This window comes from Psychroflexus salis, assembly GCF_014640175.1.
GTDB lineage: Bacteria > Bacteroidota > Bacteroidia > Flavobacteriales > Flavobacteriaceae > Psychroflexus > Psychroflexus salis.
Map to the genome: position 1 here is coordinate 15,355 of NZ_BMGL01000015.1, position 17,433 is coordinate 32,787.

11 protein-coding genes are annotated in these 17,433 nt (G+C 33.9%); 5 read left to right on the forward strand and 6 right to left on the reverse strand.

The annotated features are described in order from the left end of the window. Positions 1 to 28: 28 nt before the first annotated feature. Together IEV63_RS12075 and IEV63_RS12080 are read left to right on the forward strand one after the other, a co-directional pair. Positions 29 to 679 carry a rhomboid family intramembrane serine protease gene (locus tag IEV63_RS12075; protein WP_188407072.1) on the forward strand — a complete coding sequence of 217 codons (651 nt, stop codon included), beginning with the start codon at positions 29 to 31 and terminating at the stop codon, positions 677 to 679. 1 nt (position 680) lies between these two features. Further along, the gene (locus IEV63_RS12080; RefSeq protein ID WP_188407073.1) at positions 681 to 1,214 is read left to right on the forward strand and encodes a hypothetical protein; all 534 of its coding nucleotides are present in this window, start codon (positions 681 to 683) and stop codon (positions 1,212 to 1,214) included. 152 nt (positions 1,215 to 1,366) lie between these two features. Here the strand turns inward: IEV63_RS12080 and IEV63_RS12085 are convergent, their stop codons facing one another. From IEV63_RS12085 to IEV63_RS12100, 4 genes are all read right to left on the reverse strand, one after another. Continuing rightward, positions 1,367 to 4,213 (reverse strand): alpha-amylase family glycosyl hydrolase, encoded by a 2,847-nt coding sequence (locus IEV63_RS12085; protein WP_188407074.1) that lies wholly within the window; start codon positions 4,211 to 4,213, stop codon positions 1,367 to 1,369. Between the two features lie 64 nt (positions 4,214 to 4,277). Further along, positions 4,278 to 5,540, reverse strand: coding sequence for a SusE domain-containing protein (locus IEV63_RS12090; RefSeq protein ID WP_188407075.1), 1,263 nt, complete (start codon positions 5,538 to 5,540; stop codon positions 4,278 to 4,280). Between the two features lie 12 nt (positions 5,541 to 5,552). Then, positions 5,553 to 7,157 (reverse strand): RagB/SusD family nutrient uptake outer membrane protein, encoded by a 1,605-nt coding sequence (locus tag IEV63_RS12095; RefSeq protein WP_188407076.1) that lies wholly within the window; start codon positions 7,155 to 7,157, stop codon positions 5,553 to 5,555. Positions 7,158 to 7,167: 10 nt separating this feature from the next. Next, a complete protein-coding gene (locus IEV63_RS12100) occupies positions 7,168 to 10,107 on the reverse strand; it encodes a SusC/RagA family TonB-linked outer membrane protein (RefSeq protein ID WP_188407077.1) in 2,940 nt (979 codons plus the stop codon). A gap of 318 nt (positions 10,108 to 10,425) precedes the next feature. Here IEV63_RS12100 and IEV63_RS12105 point away from each other — a divergent pair, with 318 nt between their 5' ends. Continuing rightward, on the forward strand, positions 10,426 to 11,469 hold the full coding sequence (locus tag IEV63_RS12105) for a LacI family DNA-binding transcriptional regulator (protein WP_188407078.1): 1,044 nt from the start codon (positions 10,426 to 10,428) through the stop codon (positions 11,467 to 11,469). 29 nt (positions 11,470 to 11,498) lie between these two features. Here IEV63_RS12105 and IEV63_RS12110 read toward each other — a convergent pair whose 3' ends face one another. Both IEV63_RS12110 and IEV63_RS12115 read right to left on the reverse strand, forming a co-directional pair. Continuing rightward, complete coding sequence (locus IEV63_RS12110; RefSeq protein ID WP_188407079.1) at positions 11,499 to 13,943, reverse strand: glycoside hydrolase family 2 TIM barrel-domain containing protein; 2,445 nt, start codon at positions 13,941 to 13,943, stop codon at positions 11,499 to 11,501. A 1-nt stretch (position 13,944) separates the two neighbouring features. Continuing rightward, positions 13,945 to 15,102: a glycoside hydrolase family 53 protein gene (locus tag IEV63_RS12115; RefSeq protein WP_188407080.1), complete on the reverse strand. Its 1,158-nt coding sequence runs from the start codon at positions 15,100 to 15,102 to the stop codon at positions 13,945 to 13,947. A 278-nt stretch (positions 15,103 to 15,380) separates the two neighbouring features. Between IEV63_RS12115 and IEV63_RS12120 the strand changes: the two genes are divergently transcribed. Then, on the forward strand, positions 15,381 to 16,745 hold the full coding sequence (locus tag IEV63_RS12120; protein WP_188407081.1) for an MFS transporter: 1,365 nt from the start codon (positions 15,381 to 15,383) through the stop codon (positions 16,743 to 16,745). A 12-nt stretch (positions 16,746 to 16,757) separates the two neighbouring features. Then, positions 16,758 to 17,429: a beta-phosphoglucomutase gene (pgmB, locus tag IEV63_RS12125; RefSeq protein ID WP_188407082.1), complete on the forward strand. Its 672-nt coding sequence runs from the start codon at positions 16,758 to 16,760 to the stop codon at positions 17,427 to 17,429. Positions 17,430 to 17,433 lie beyond the last annotated feature (4 nt).

The following is a 17,433-nucleotide window of genomic DNA, read 5'->3' on the forward strand; positions in this document are numbered from 1 at the left end:
TATATTTGACTTTTTAGGTATACATCTTATGAATTCGAGCATACAACTTATTACTTTACTTATAATAGCTGCAAATGTAATTGTTTCATTTAAGGGTTTTAAAGATTACAGTTTTTTTCATCAATATAAATTCAACATAGCTCAACTTAAGAACCAAAATTATAAAATTTTACTTACTTCTGGGTTTTTACATGTAGATACAACTCACTTACTGGTAAATATGTTAACGCTTTATTTTTTTGCTAATACCGTGTTATTTAATCTAGGTGTAATTGGGTTTTTAGCTATTTATTTTGGAAGCTTGATACTGGGAAATTATTTATCCTATTTTTTTCATAAAAATAACAATGCATATGCTGCTGTGGGAGCAAGTGGAGCAGTGGTTGGGGTTTTATATAGTGCAATTTTGCTTCAACCTGATATGATGCTTGGCTTATTCTTTATAATACCTATACCTGCTTATGTTTTTGGAATAGGTTACTTATTGTATTCTATTTACGCCATGAAAAAACAAAACGATAGCATAGGACACGATGCACATTTTGGGGGTGCTATGGGTGGTTTTTTTATTACATTAGCTTTACAACCCCAACTTTTTTCTCAGAATTTACTTATGGTAGTTTTATTAGCCATACCCATTTTACTACTGTTTGTTTTAAAAAAAATTAATAAAATATAATATGATTAAGCCAATTTATAAAATGTATTTTAATGTTATAGTTGTTCAATCTATTCTTTATGCTTTGGTTTTTTTTATTTTCGAAACCATAAGTACAACTAATAACCCAACCCGATTTATGATTTTTTGGGTACCTGTTATTTTTAGCGTATTTGTTAGTTTGTTACTTGTAAAATCTATGATTACAAGAATTAAAAGAAACGGAGTGCAAGAAATTAATTACAAAAATTACATTGTTTCTGTGGTTCGAAATGTTACACCACCACTTTTAAATAAAGATGAATTTAGAAAAGAAATTGAAAAAGATGATATTTTAAATAATTGTAACTTAACCGAAATTGATCAAAATAGGATGCAACTTATTATTCCATATTCTATTTTTTTAACAGAAATAATTTTTATAGATTTTGAAAAACATGAATTAAAATTATGTGCAAAGCCAAGTATTTGGTATATATATGGACCTTACGGTGGTGGAGTACAAAAAATTGGCTACTTAGAAAGCGTAATACAAGATCACTATAAAAAAGATTAATCTTACAAATTTGATTTGAAGTTTTAGCTTTTAAAATCAAGATATTCTTTAACTCTTGGTTTGACCGTTATAATGCCTAAAAATAATAATCCGTCTCAATTCAAACTGAGACGGATTTTTTTGGATAATTCAGACAATTAAAAAAAATACATTTATTCAACTAAAAGTTTGGTAGTTGTTGTTGCATTTTCACTTTCTATTCTTACTAAATATAAACCAGTATTTAGGTTGGAGATATCAAATTTATGATTGGCAACAAATTCACCATTAAATTCTGCTACTTTTTTACCTGTAAGATTAATAATTTCGATTTTACGTGCAATAGAATTAATTGCAAATTGATTTGAAGTTGGGTTAGGGTACAGGCTAATCCTTGGTTTTTCAACTTCATCGATAGATAAAGTTTCTTCGGGTAATTCGTTAGCAAACACTAAAAATTCGCCTGGTTCGAGTGTAAAGCTCATAGCTGTATCCGTTACATTATAAGGAGTTTCGGTTAATACATCGTACCATGTTCCAGCTTCTTGAAAAAAGGCTTGCGAAGTTATTGTATTTACTCCAAAATTACCGATTACCGTTACATATCTAATTTCACCATTTGCAGCATCATCATTTACAAGAAAAATTTTCTTTTCAACATCATTACCAGTTTCCAAAGTGAAATTAGTGGTTTTAAAAATTGGGTCTTGTAATTTAAATTGTATTAGTTTTTTCCAAGTATCGTAAACTTGCATGCGGTTTGGATTGTTTAAATAGTCCCATACTAAGGGTTTCTGAGCCGTTCTACAGTCGTTATTTATGCTGCCATCAGGGCAATGGTTGATGCTATAATCGAAACCAATCTCACCAAATTGCCAAATCATTTTTGGTCCTGGAACGGTAAAAAAGAATGCGCCGATTAATTCTAATCGCTCTAAGCCTGTATTTAAGTTGGTAATTTGATAATTCCCACTTCCATTTCCAAAGTTTATGTTTCTGTACATTTGGCGTTCTTCATCGTGGCTTTCCATGTAACCAACTATAGAGTGTGGACTCCAGTTTTGGCTGTTAGATCTTCCTTTGTAAGAAACCCTGTTGAAGTTAGAGTTATCGTAACTCATAGAAGCTTGTCCATATTGAAAATTAACATTGCCCCACATTAGCATTCCATTTTCATTAGGGTTTGATCCATTAAATCTATGGTTTATTAAATTTTGTTCTTCACTATCGGGAGCAAAATGTTCTAATATTACATAGGCTTCTTCATCGTACTGACGTATTTCATTATACATTCTTGTAAGGTTGTCAATACGCGATTGGTCGTAACTACCACCATCGCCTGGTGTCATGGTAAAGCCTTTTGTAAAGTCAAATCGAAATCCATCAATATTATATTCTTCAAGCCAATATTGATTCATCATATCTAACCATTCATGTGTAAATGGTTTATTGTGATTTATTTTTTCAAAAAACGAAAAAGTAGGGTTAGGATCAAATTCAGCAAAAATTGGATTTTCTGCTGTTGCATTTCCTCCAAAACAACCATTACAATCGTTATACATTCTAAAATAAGGACTTTGTCCAGTTCCGTGGTTGTAAACAACATCTAAAATTACGGCCATGCCTCGAGCGTGTGCTTCATCTACTAGCTCTTTAAATTTTTCTGGAGTACCGTAATACTTATCGATAGACATATGTAATGATGGATTATAACCCCAAGAATCGTTGTTGTCGAATTCGCTAATTGGCATTAATTCTATAGCGTTAATGCCTAATTCTTCTAAATAATCTAGGCGATCAATAACATCTTGGTAACTATGGTTTTCGTCAAAATCTCGGATTAGTAATTCATATACCACCAAATCTTCTTGATCTGGGCGTTCAAAATTTTCAATTTGCCAATCGTATTCTGCTTGATTAAGTCGTACCCAAGTTAAAATATTTGAAGTTTTATCGGTAGGGAAACTAGGTAATCCTGGGAAAACTCCTTCAGACATTATAAAAGGATCGTTAAATTGATTTAAGCTTAATCTTGAAAATGGATCCGGTACTCTAAATTCATTTTCGATAACATATTCGTAAAAAAAGTTGTTTTGGTCTGTTCTGTTACTTAAATCTATTGTAATCCAATGTTTGTTTTGAATTGGATCGATGTTCATTAAATAGGTATTACTTATAGCATAATCACTATCTGGTAAATTGTTAGCTACATGAATAAAATCTTTATTTGGAGCATACAGCACTAATGTAATCTCGTCAGGATTAGATGGATTAAAATTTATTCCATTTTCCATACCAGCAGGAACGGGCAATAAACTTGGATCTGGTGTTAGCAATAAATTAAAATTTTCAGATTTAGTTTCACTTCCGCCAGTTTCTGTAGCTACCAATTCAAAAGCAATATCAGCATTAGCTGTTAATGTATAGCTGTAATTTTGCGTATTAATTTGTGAGTCTATTACTGTGCCATTAGCGGTTAAGCTAAAATCTGCATTTAAACTTGTGTTAGCATTAATATTAAATTGCTCACCAAAGTCTAGAATAATAGCTGAAGTTGTAGGATTTGTTAGTTCTAATTGAAAAGATCCTACATTAACAATAAAATCTTCACAGCTATTTCCAACTGGATTCTTCATTTCTTGGTTTCCTGAAGCATTTCGGAAAACAAGTCCCATTCTAGTTGCATTACTGGCTTGATTAGCAGTTAGTCCATAATAAACGTTTGGAGTAATGGTAATACTGAAAATACCATTACCTAAGTTGGTCATTTCTCCAATACCGTCATCTTGACCCCAGTTTCCAATAACACTAAATCCAAAAGCGTTGGTTTCAGTTCCAATACCCGAGTGCATATATACTTTTGTGGCTGTTTCAGGAATTCCGTTGCATTGGTCTTGTGATAAATCTACAGTAATGGTAATTTCTTCGTCCACTTCAAAAGTTTCAGGAGAAATACTTAGTTGTGCAAAAGCTAATGTTGTAAATAACACAAAGCTTAAAAATAGTTTTAATTTATACATTTTAGTTAAGTTTTTATATAATAATGGCTACCCGTAATTTGAGTAGCCATTTATTAAATAATTTTTATTCTAACGTAATTACTTTATTTCCCATATCTACTGTTAAGAAATAGGTACCAGCTTCTCCAATAAATTGGAAGTTGTTATCGCCATCTTGTGCGTCTTGGAATAAAGGATCGATTGTAAAGCCTTCTTCAACAAAATAAGGGAAATTTTGACCTGAGTCCCAGTTTCCTTCTTCGGTGAAAAATCTAAAGTTACCATCGTTATCTGGACTAAAGTTTACATTTCCAGAATATACATTATCTCCTGTACATGCAACTGAAACTGGAGATCCCCAACCCCATCCAGCATCTGGAACTCCTGCACCAACTAACCAGTATTGATCTAAATCGCAAACTCCTACAGTTTGTTCAGGACCAACGCTAATAGTCATATTGTTATAATCTACCGTTAAGAAATATATACCAGCATCTCCAATAAATTGAAAGTTGTTATCACCATCTTGAGCATCTTGAAATACTTCATCAACAGTAAATCCTTCGTCTACAAATCCTGGGAAATTAATTCCAGAATCCCAGTTTCCTTCTTCGGTGAAAAATCTGAAGTTGCCATCATTTTCTGGACTAAAGTTTACATTTCCAGAATATACATTATCTCCAGTACAAAGCAGTTGGACTGGGCTTCCCCAGCCCCAACCTGCATCAGGAACACCAGCTCCAACTAACCAAAGTTGGTCTAGTTCGCAGTCGCCAGTTGGTCCTTCATCACCACCATCTACAGGGGCTAACAAAATACGTACATTAATAACTTGTACTGCAGATGTTGTTTCTGGAGAATTCTCAGCATTGTCTCCTAAGTCTGCTCGTACTCTAAAAAATAATTCACCTACGTTGTTGTAAACTGGGTCTCCGTTTTCATCAAAAACAAGTTCACCATTTTCATCTTCAACTTGATTGTTGCTTAGTCCTTTAGCTTCTGCTAAATCCATCATTTGGCTTACACTTACAGAAACTTGGGTTTCGCTTGTGCTAGTTATTACTTGTGTATTTTCTTCTGTAAACGTTCCATCAGCTGAAGTTTCTAGAAAATAATTCACTGCTGTGGGAGCACCAAAGTCTGGGCTAGCCCACAAAAAACGTTCTGCATTATTATTTTCAGTTTCTTCACTTAAAACATATTCGGGTAAGAAATTATTTAGAAAAGTAATTTGCTCTGGATTTTCTACGGTTTGAAAACGTAGATTATCATCGTCTGTACATGCATTAAAGCTTAAGCTTACAATGAATGCAGCTATCAATACTGAAATTTTATTTTTCATCTTCATAATTATAATTTTTTAATATCCTGGGTTTTGACTTAAATTTCTATTTGTAGAAAGGCTTTGTGCTGGAATAGGGTATAAATCGCGAATTGAGTTGATCGGTATTCCGCTTGCAGATCCGCCTTTAAAAGACCAAATATATTGCCCGCCAGAAAATTTTCCAAAACGGATTAAATCTTGTCTTCTGTGCGACTCCCAATACAACTCTCTTGCACGTTCATCTAGAATAAAGTCTAATGTTAATTGACTTTCATTTATACTTGCTCCATTTGCTCTTGTTCTTAAATCGTTAATTAAGCTTACAGCTTGGCTAAGGCTACCGCCACCACCACGAAGATGAGCTTCTGCATACATTAAGTGTACATCGGCTAATCTAAACATCGGAAAAGCTGTGTCTGTAAATGTATCGTATTCTGGGTTAGTTCCATCACTTCTAATATTGGTGTATTTAACTAAAACTAATCCTTGGTTAGGATTACCTACATCACTAATTTCCCGTGTCCTGCCTTCAGATAAAATAGTATTTCTTGCATCATTTTCAAATTCAGGTCCATCAAATTTTTCAGCAAATTGTGGAGTAATTCGAATTGCTCCACCCCAACCTGGATTAAATAAACCAAAATCTTCGTTGTTACCTTCAACACTCCCTACACCGCCATTGGTCATTACCACTACAGGTCCAAATGATCTTGATTCTTCAAAATTAGCGGTTATTCCAAAAATAATTTCGTTGGTAGCTTCATTGGTACTGTTATCTCCTCTAAAATTATTTTGATAATCATTGGCTAAGCTGTATCCAGCTCCTAATATTTGTTCGATGTAATTCATAGCATCGTTGTATCTTGGTGTGCCAGTATATACTTCTGCATTTAGGTATAATTTAGCAAGAACCATCATGGCAGTACCTTGATCAGCTCTACCAAAGTCTACACCTCTAGGTGGTGCCATATCATCAAGTACATCTATTAATTCAGTTTCTACATGTTCAAATAATTCTTGACGGTTCATTTCTTCTCCTTCAAAACTTCCTACTGTTATGCTCTCGTCGTATAATGGAGCTTTGCCAAACATATCTAGCAAATGGTAGTAAGCCAAGGCTCTTAAAAATTTTGCTTCAGCACGATACAAAGCAATATCTGCTCGTTCTCCTTCTGGTATATTTCGTTCATTTAGTCGTGCATCTGTAGACTGTCTTAAAAATTCGTTTGAGAAAGCCACAGAAGCCATAATTCTACTAAACATACCCAACAAAATAGGATTTACAGCAGACCAAGTATTACGTTGTATTTCGCGAATTCCTGGATCATTTTCGTAGGTCCAGATAGCTTCATCTGTACTAAAGGTCTGTAAATTCATTAAACCACGTCCGTACTGACTTGTTCCCGCATCTAATCCTTGAATATTAGATGAGCCAGGGCCTCTAATGCCTGTTAATGCCAGGTTAGCATACACACCAGCAATTGCTTGTTGATAGGCGCCAGGTTGAGCATAAAATTCATCATCTAAAAAAGCATTAGGGTCATTGGGTTCCACATCCATGTCGCTTTCGCATGATGTAAAACCTATGAACATTATTGCTAAAAGCGATAAGCTCAGGAGTTTATTTATTGTTTTTTTCATAGTTTTATTTTTAAAAATTCACATTTGCTCCCACCAAGAAAGTTCTTGGTCTTGGATAGATGGTATTATCGATTCCTCCAAATATTTCTGGATCTAAACCAGAATAATCGGTTATAATAAACGCATTTTGTACACCTGCATAAACTCTAAAGTTATTTCCTTTCTGAAAGAAGTTTTCAAAAGTGTAACCTAATTGAATATTGTCCATTCGTAAGAAGGATGCATCTTCTATATATATATCAGAAAAAATTACGTTTTCTGTAAAATTAAAGTTTGTATCTAACACACTTCTTGGAATATTGCCTATTGTAGATTGCTGTTGTAATAAATTGTATTGTGCATTAGCAGAATTTACATTATTGTAGTTATAGTTTCCTAAACTAGCTCTTAAGTTAAATGTAAAGTCAAAATTTTTGTAACTCATAGTAGATTGGAGCCCCATTGTTATATCCGGCATAGGGTTTCTGTATAAATAACGATCATTTTCTGTAATTACATTATCTCCGTCCAAGTCGGCATAAGCACCTTCAATAGGGTTGCCATTTGCATCGTAGATTTGATTAAAAACGTGAAAAGCGTTTGGAGCAGCACCTACTTGTTGCAACTGTATAGTTCCGCCAGTGCCACCACCAATTCCTCCAGTTCTTATCGATTCTCCATTGGCTAAGGATGTAATTTCTTGATCCATAAAAGTTATGTTGTAGTTTAAACTCCAATCAAACTTATCTTTATTGCCTTCTGCATCAAAAATTATTCCACCAAGTTCAATTTCCAAACCCTGTGTTTCTAGGGTACCATTGTTTTGGTCGAAGAAGTTACTAAAGTTAGCCCCATCTGGAACACCTGCAAATACATATAGGTCTTCTGTTTCTCTGTGATACACATCAACCGATCCTGATAATCTGTTGTTGAAAAAGGCGAAATCTATACCTACGTTATATGTAGTAGCAGTTTCCCATTGTGCTTTTGTGTTTCTACCTGTAGGTAAACCAGGAACAATTGGTGTATTGCCAAACATATAATTAGATTGGTCAACATTTCTAGCTACATCGTAGTTAGCTAAATAAATCCCTCTTGGTCCAATTTCCTGTTGTCCCGTTTGTCCAACACCTGCTCTTAATTTTAAATTATCGAAAGTGGTTTGGTTAGACATAAAATCTTCTTCCATAATGTTCCAAGCAAAAGCACCTGAGAAGAAATCTCCCCAACGGTTTTCGTCGCTAAATCGAGAAGAACCATCTCTTCTGTATGTAGATGTAAGCACATATTTATCTTCATAATTAAATACGGCTCTAGCAAAATATGCAACTAAAACTAAATCTATACTAGCTGTCTCAACTCGGTCGTTAAATTGTGGATCTCTTAAGTTAGCTACACTAAAACCATCGTCTTCAAAACGTTGGTAAGAATAACCTACCGTAAAGTCTGCATTAAAGTCTTTAAATAAGTCTTTTTTGTAGTTTAAGTAACCATCTGCTAAATAGTTTCTTCTTGTGTTTTCAAAAAATCCTTCAGAACCTACTAATTCATTTTCTGAATTATAACCTTGTGCACTTTCTGGAGATAATATATTTCTTCCTGAACCTTCCGCTACATCAAGTCCTAAGTTTACAACAGCTTTCATTTCGGGTAAAAAATGAAATCTGTAATCTAAATTTAGGTTACCATAATAGCGATTTGTTTCTGTACGATCATTGCGTTGTAATAAGGTTGCAACAGGGTTTCTAACTGTTAATTCGGGTACTGGAGTACCTGAACCATCATCGAAGTATTCAAAAAATCCACCAAATGGAGAATTTGGGTCTCTAACAGGCCTTGTAGGATCAAAACGCAAAGCAGCTCCTTCTACAGCAGGTGCAAAACGGTTTTTTTCTTGTGAAAAATTAGCGTTTAAATTGATGCGTAAATGATCTTTAAAAAATGTAGGGTTTAAAGCAACTGAAGCGTTTGTTCTTTGATATTCTGAAGTTAAACGCAATCCATCTTGCTCTAAATACCCAACCGAAACTCTTGTGGGGATTCTATTTAAGATATTTCCACGAATAGAGATGTTGTGGTCTGTTGAAAGTGCTGTTCTGTAAATTTCATCTTGCCAATTGGTATTTGCATTACCAAGTTTATTTACATCATCAGGTCTTCTTTCTGTAATTAGTTGTCTGAAATCTCTAGCATTAAATACATCTACTTCGTTAAAACGAGTATATACACCAGCAGCATAATTGTAATCTACTTGAAATTCTTTAGAACCTTTTTTGGTTTCGATAATAATTACACCAGCCGAAGCACGGTTACCATAAATTGCAGCAGCTGAAGCATCTTTTAATACGGTAAAAGACTCAATATCGCTAGGGTTTATGGTCGATAAAATTGAACGCGCACCACCCGGAGCAACATTTTCTAAGGGTAATCCATCGATTACAATAAGCGGATCGTTACTTGCACCAAGTGAACCACCACCACGAATTCGTATAGCAGCTGGCGATCCAGGTGCTCCACCGCCAGTAGTAATATTTACTCCAGCAGCTCTACCTTGTAATAAGTCGGTAGAACTAATAATATTCCCTTTAGTGAAATCTTTTTCACTCAAAGAAGATACAGAGCCGGTGATATCTTTCTTTCGAGAAGAACCATAACCAACTAGTACTACTTCTTCTAAAACGTCTTGGTCTGGTTGAAGAGTAATTTCTAATTTAGTTTGACTCGTATAAGAAATACGTTGGGTTTTATAGCCTAAGTAAGCTATTTTAATGGTTTCTCCATTATTTACTTCTAAAGTAAATTTTCCATCAAAATCTGTACTTGTACCACGGTCAGTATCTACAATAGTTACTTCAACACCTGGAATGGGTATTCCAGTATTGTCTGTAACCACTCCCGAAACTTGGTTTTGGGCAAAGATACTTATCGGTAATAACATAAGTAACAGACTTAATCGTTTTAGTGTTTGCATAGATTATAAATTAATGTTACGTTTTGGTTATACTTTTACTTCCGTTTGTAAAATTATACAAAGCTTTGTTAACATAATAATTATATGAACTACTAAAACGTTTTCGTGTTGACAAGTTTCTTTATTTAACAAGATTAAGCTATTTTTTATCGGTTTTTCGTAAAATTTTCGTGGAACTTTAAACAAGTATCGATTTTTGTTGCAGACAGAAAAAATATTTAATACAAAATTGAATTTTAAATAAACACTGCTAAATTTTGAATTTATAGGATATTTGCTTTTAAATTCAGTAAATTTGTTAACGATATTTTTTACCCTATGAAACAAAAACCCACCTTAAAAGTAATTGCCAAAGAACTAGACGTTTCTGTTTCTACAGTTTCAAAAGCTTTAAGAGATAGTAAAGAAATCGGTGAAAAAACCAAAGAACGTGTAAAGGCATTTGCACGTTTATATAACTATAGACCAAATAATATTGCTTTAAGCCTAAAGAACAAAAAAACAAAAACACTAGGTGTAATTATTCCTGAAATAGTTCATCATTTTTTTACAACTGTTATTTCAGGTATTGAAAAATTTGCTAATGAGCAAGGTTACAACGTAATTGTAGGACTTTCGAATGAATCTTTTGATAAGGAAGTAATAAACCTTGATATGCTTGCTAACGGTAGTATAGATGGTTTTATTTTGAGTGTTGCTAAAGAAACACTTGCCAAAGAAGACTTTCACCATATTGCAGAAACTATTGATCAGGGCATACCTATTGTTATGTTCGATCGTGTTATTGATGAAATACCCTGCGATAAAGTAATTGTTGATGATGTAGCTACTTCAAAAAAAGCTGTTCAGCAATTGATTAACTCAGGATGTAAAAAAATAGGGATTATTAGCACTATGGACTATGTTAGTGTTGGTAAATTAAGAACTCGTGGCTATATGGAAGCTTTAAATCATAACGATATTAGTGTCGATTTTAATGCTATTTTGAAAATTGATGATGAATTTCATGCGGCTAACGAACATGAAGCACTTGAAAAACAAATCCAAACTTACTTTAAAACAAATCCTGACTTAGATGGTGTTTTTGCGGTTAATGAAATTTATGCCATTACTGCTATGAAAATAGCACGAAAAATGGGTAAATCTATTCCTGAAGATATTCAATTTATTGGTTTTACCGATGGAGTTTTATCTCAGCACGCCTATCCGCCGCTTACAACCGTTAGTCAACACGGTTTTGAAATGGGAGAAGAAGCTGCACGTTTACTTATTGAACGTCTAGAAAAACAAGATGAAGAAACTGAAAGTTATCAAACGGTAGTAGTAAATACGGCTATTGTTGAACGCGATACTACAAAGTAGTTATTATTGCTCATTTTTTTGAAGGTGAATTATTCTTGAATAGAATTTATAGTAACCGATTGGCTGAGTAAGTTTTCACCAGTTACTTTTAGTGTAATTGCTCCAACTTCTTCAGAAGATTGAATTAATACCACTAATTTTCCATTGAATAATTTCATGCTGGGTAAGTGAAATAATTCTAACGATGTTGGATTGCCGTTGCATACAGCTCTAAAACTTCCTTTTCCAGTTACTTCAAAGTTTAATTGATGTTGTGCTGTTGGGCAGGGAATTCCATTTTTATCTACTACAGAAACTTCAACAAACATTAAATCTTCTCCATTGGCTTTTAAACTCATGGTTTCTGGCCTTAACGCCAATTGATGCGGTTTTCCCGCAGTTTTAACCACTTTTTCAGCAACTGGATTTCCAGCTTCATCTAAGGCAACTACTTTTAATGTGCCCGGCTCATATTTTACATCCATCCACATAAGTCGGTAGCGTTCTTGTGGTGTTCCATTTTTAGTTTTTTTACGAATGCCCTGGCTTTTTCCATTTACAAACAATTCGGCTTGGTCGTAACTCGTATAAACAAAAACAGGCGTTGTTTCGCCTTCGCGTCCTTCCCAATTCCAATGGGGTAAAATATGAAGGGTTTCATCTTTGGTGTTCCATCGGCTTCGGTATAAATAATAACGGTCTTTAGGTAAGCCTGCTAAATCGCTAATTCCAAAATACGAACTTCTACTTGGCCAAGCTTCATCGTATGGTGTAGGTTCGCCTAAATAATCAAATCCCGTCCAAACAAATTCGCCTAAAACCCAGTCTTTGTCATCTTGCAGTATAAAATCTTCATCGGGTAAATTAGACCAACTGCAATATTCCATATCGTAAGAAGAAGATTGAAAATCTTCGTATTGTTTCATACTCGCTTTTTCTACAGGAAATTTATAAATTCCACGAGAACTCACGGTTGAAGCGGTTTCGGAACCCAGAATAAATCCTTGTGGAAATTTTTTGTAAGCATCTTCATATAAGTGTACTCGATAATTTAAGCCAGGAATATCCATAATGGCACCAAAGCCATTCTGCATTACAGCTTCAACTTGATCCATACCAACAGTTACAGGTCGAGTAGGGTCTTCACGATGAAAAATATCTTGTAGCCATTTAGCCCGTTTTACACCTTCGTTGCCCCATTGGTCGGGAACTTCGTTACCTGAACTCCACATAACAATAGATGGATGATTTCGCGTGGCGTGCACTAAATTTACAATATCTTTTTCGGCATAATCATCAAAATATAAATTGTATCCATTTTTTACTTTTGGAACTTTCCATTCATCAAAACTTTCTGCTAAAAAAAGAAAACCCATTTCATTACATAATTCTAATTGTTCTATAGATGGCATATTGTGCGAACTACGAATAGCATTTACACCTAAATCTTTCAAAATTCTTAGTTGTCTGCGTAAGGCAGATTTATTTACAGCGGCACCCAAAGGACCTAAATCGTGATGTAAACAAACGCCTTTAAATTTTGTTTTTTTGCCATTGAGCCTAAATCCATTTTCAGCACTAAAATCAATGCTACGAATACCAAATCGAGATGTAGTTTCATCTTTCAGTTCATTATTGGCGTATAATTGAATCTTTGCAGTATATAAATAAGGAGAATCTGGACTCCACAAGTTAGGGTCTGAAACTGATATATTTTGATCGAATTCATTACTGAACATTTGAGTTGCTTCTTGTCTTGCAATTTCGATTCCATCAGCATCATAAATTTTAGTAACTAATTTTATTTGTTCACCATTAACTTTAGTTTTAATATTAATTTTGGCTTCTTCTTTAGTTATTAATGGTGTGGTTATAAATGTTCCCCAGTGGGCAATGCTTTCTTTTTCTTTTACAATTAGGTGTACATTTCTATACAAGCCAGCACCTGGATACCAGCGAGAAGATTTTTCTCTATTGTTAATTTTTACACTAATTGTATTGTTTTCTTTATGCACATATTCGGTTATGTCAAAATAAAAATAGGCATAACCATATTTCCATTCGCCAACTTTTTCACCGTTAATAAACACTTCGGGTTCACTCATTGCACCATCAAATTGAATGAGTATTTTTTTGTTTTTGTTTAAATTAGGTAAAGTAAATTCATTTCGATACCAAGCTTCACCAATATAGGGTAATGCTCCAGTACGTCCTGTTTTCTCAGTAGCTGTAGTTTCATTGTTTTGCGCAATAGCTACTTCTTGTTTATCGATTTCCTTATTAAATGGTCCATAAATTGCCCAGTCGTGCGGTATATTTACTTTTTCCCACTGGCTATCATCGAAACTTTTATGAATTGCATCGGGATGACTTCCTTTGCTAAATCTCCAGTCTTTTTTTAAAACAATAGTTTCTCTGGTAAAGCTCTCAGTTTTTTCAACACAACTCGTTGTTAAAAAAAACAAAGCAGAAAGGGTAAAAAAGTAGAATTTCATATTAATTATTCAGATTTAAGCTGTAAAACTGCATCCCCAAATTCGCTTTATTTTCATGGTCAAATAAAGTGGCGTTATCCCAATGCGAACCTTGGCCCCAAAGTGTAAAACAAGGAGTAGAAATCCATGCTGGTTCCCAATATACAATCCCTTTGCCACCTGCATTATATATGCTTTGAGTTAAGTCGTTGAGGTAATTTAATTGTCCCTGTTCTGTTGCTGGATAACCTTCAATTAAGGCATCACTGCCTTGAATATTTCTAGCTTCATCAGCATCTTCTAAAGTATAAGGATAGGCTGTTTCAACTACCATTAATTTTTTATTGTAGGAATTGATAAGTGTTGAGAAGACTTCTCCAACATTATTTAAATTGTATGTAGACCACTTTGGGTAGTAAGAAAGTCCAATCCAATCATAATCGGTTATTCCATTATTTGTAGCTTGCTCAAACCACCACAATGCATTTTCGGGTTGCGCAATGTGAAGCATTACTTCAATGTCTTGGTTTTGAGTTTCAGAAAAATCGCGAACAGCCTTTATTCCTTTGTTAATTAAAAAAGAATTGCGTTCCCAATCTATAGGCCATTCTAGTTCACCATCCTGTAAAATCATAGAATTAATCTCATTTCCTACTTGCACCAAATCGGGAGTTAAATTTTCACTGGCTAAATCTTGAAGAGTAAACAATGTGTAATTGTAAAGCGAATCTCCAAGAACTTCAGTGTTATTTAGATGTTCCAGCCATGCAGATGGTATTTGTTGGTGTTCAGGGTCGGCCCAAGTATCGGAATAATGGAAATCTAACAATACTTTTAAATTATTTTGTTTGGCTTTTTCTATTCCAAGTTTTACATCTTGTAAGTTGGAGTAGTTGGTCCATTCGGGGTTATGCCACAACCTAAAACGCACTAAATTAGCTCCAGCATCCTTAAAAATAGTGTAGGGATTTTTAATTTGATTTGCATAATCTTTATACACTGCTCCGCAATCTAGCATTTCGTTTAGGTAAGATAAATCAGCTCCTTTGTAAAAAGGAATATCTGGTTGCTCTACAGTGTTTTCTATATTATTAGAAGAGTCGCTACAGGAAACCGATAGCATTACAATTGTAAATATACTTGATACATAAAAAATTGTATTTAGAAAGAATAGTTTCATAAACTAAATAATTTTAGGAAATACAATGTTATAAAAAATATTTAATACCAACCAGTACCTACCAGTTATAAATTGGGTTTTTAAAATCAGGTATTTTATAAAATAATAACATACAACGTAATAGTTGCTAAAACTTAAAAATTTATTAGCATAGCATATTAATATTTAAGAAATTCGAATATATTTGTAACTGAAATATAAAAACTTATACTCTTACTTCCACCTGATAAGTTTTTTATATAGAAAAGCTTATCGTTTATTCATGTAAATTAAACGATATGCAAAAACGTAGACTTTCTACATCCGAAATCATTTATTTGAGTTTTGGCTTCCTCGGTATACAAATGGGTTTTGCTTTGCAAAATGGTTTTGCAAGCCGGATTTTACAGACATTTGGAGCCGAAGTACACCAGCTTTCTTGGTTTTGGTTAATCGCCCCAATTACAGGTTTAATAGTTCAGCCAATAGTTGGTCATTACAGCGATAACACTTGGACCAAATTAGGAAGAAGAAAACCTTTTTTTTTAGCTGGTGCAATTTTAGCATCAGTGGGTTTAATTCTCCTACCGCAAGCCGATCTTTTTATAGCTTTTTTGCCTGCACTTTGGGTCGGGACTGGAATGTTGATGATTATGGATATTTCATTCAACATTTCTATGGAGCCATTTCGTGCACTTGTTGCTGATGTGCTAAACAAAGAACAACGTACTTTAGGCTTTACCTCTCAAACCATTTTAATTGGCATAGGAGCCGTTTTGGGCTCATGGTTGCCTTACGTACTTTCTGAGTATTTCGAAATTAGTAATAGAGCAGAAGATGGAACAGTTCCACTTAATTTAGTGTGGTCTTTTATAATAGGCGCTTTAGTATTGGTTGTTTCAATTTTAGTAACAATTTTTAATACCAAAGAATATTCTCCAGAAGAATTAGCGCTTATTGAAAAAGCAAAATTGAAAGAAGTAGACCAAATTGAAGTATCAGAACCAAAAGAAAAAGCAAAACTTACGGACATTTTTTCTGATTTTTTAAAAATGCCGGAAACCATGAAGCAGTTGAGCTGGGTTCAATTTTTCTCTTGGTTTGCTTTATTTGGAATGTGGGTTTTTTCTACACCAGCTTTGGCACAGCATTTTTATGGTCTTCCGCACACCGACTCTTCTAGTGAACAGTTTAATCAGGCTGGAGATTGGGTAGGTATTTTATTTGGAGTGTACAATTTAGTATCTATACCTGTAGCACTTTCTTTACATAAAGTAGCCAATAAATTGGGTAGAAAAAAGACTCATTTATATGCGTTACTAATCGGTGGAATTAGTTTTTTATCCATTTATATCATGCCCGATCGGTATTGGTTACTACTTCCTATGATTGGTATAGGTATAGCTTGGGCAAGTATTTTGTCCATGCCTTATGCTATTCTTGCTGGAGCTTTAAACCCAAAGAAAATTGGTGTGTATATGGGGATTTTCAATTTTTTTATTGTGCTTCCACAAATTTTTAATGGAATAATTGGTGGGCCACTAGTAAAATACGCTTATGGAAACCAAGCTATTTTTGCACTCATGCTATCTGGTGTAAGTATGATTATAGCTGCTTTTTTGGTTTTGAAGGTAAAAGATGTAGACGACGTAAAAACAACATAACAAACAATTTAAATGCAAAACAAAGGAATTATTTTCGACTTAGACGGTGTAATTGTCGACACAGCTAAATATCATTTTTTGGCTTGGAAAAATTTAGCCGAAAGTTTAGATATTCATTTTAATAAAAAGCAAAATGAACAGCTAAAAGGAGTAAGTCGAGTTGAATCTTTAAAAAAGATTTTGTCTTGGGGAAAGAAAAGCATTTCAGAAGAACGCTTTGAGAGTTTGCTTCACCAAAAAAATAAAGAATATTTAGGTTTTGTAGACCAAATGGATCATTCTGAAATTTTACCAGGAGTTTTAAAACGTTTAAAAATACTAAAAAAGGAAGCATATCCTATTGCTTTAGGTTCGGCAAGTAAAAATGCTAAAACTATTTTAGAGCGTGTAGACCTACTTTCTTATTTTGATGCTATTGTAGATGGTAACGAAGTAAGCAAAGCTAAACCCAATCCTGAAGTTTTTATAAAAGCAGCCAATTTATTAGGAGTAGAATACCAAAATTGTGTTGTTTTTGAAGATTCTATTGCAGGAATAGATGCTGCAAATAATGCCAATATGGTGAGCGTTGGTATAGGAGATCAAGAGGTGTTACAAAAAGCCAATTTTATTTTTAAAGACTTTTCTCAGATAACTGATGCTCACTTTAATGAAATTCTAAACACAATGAAAACAACTAATTAGTGGT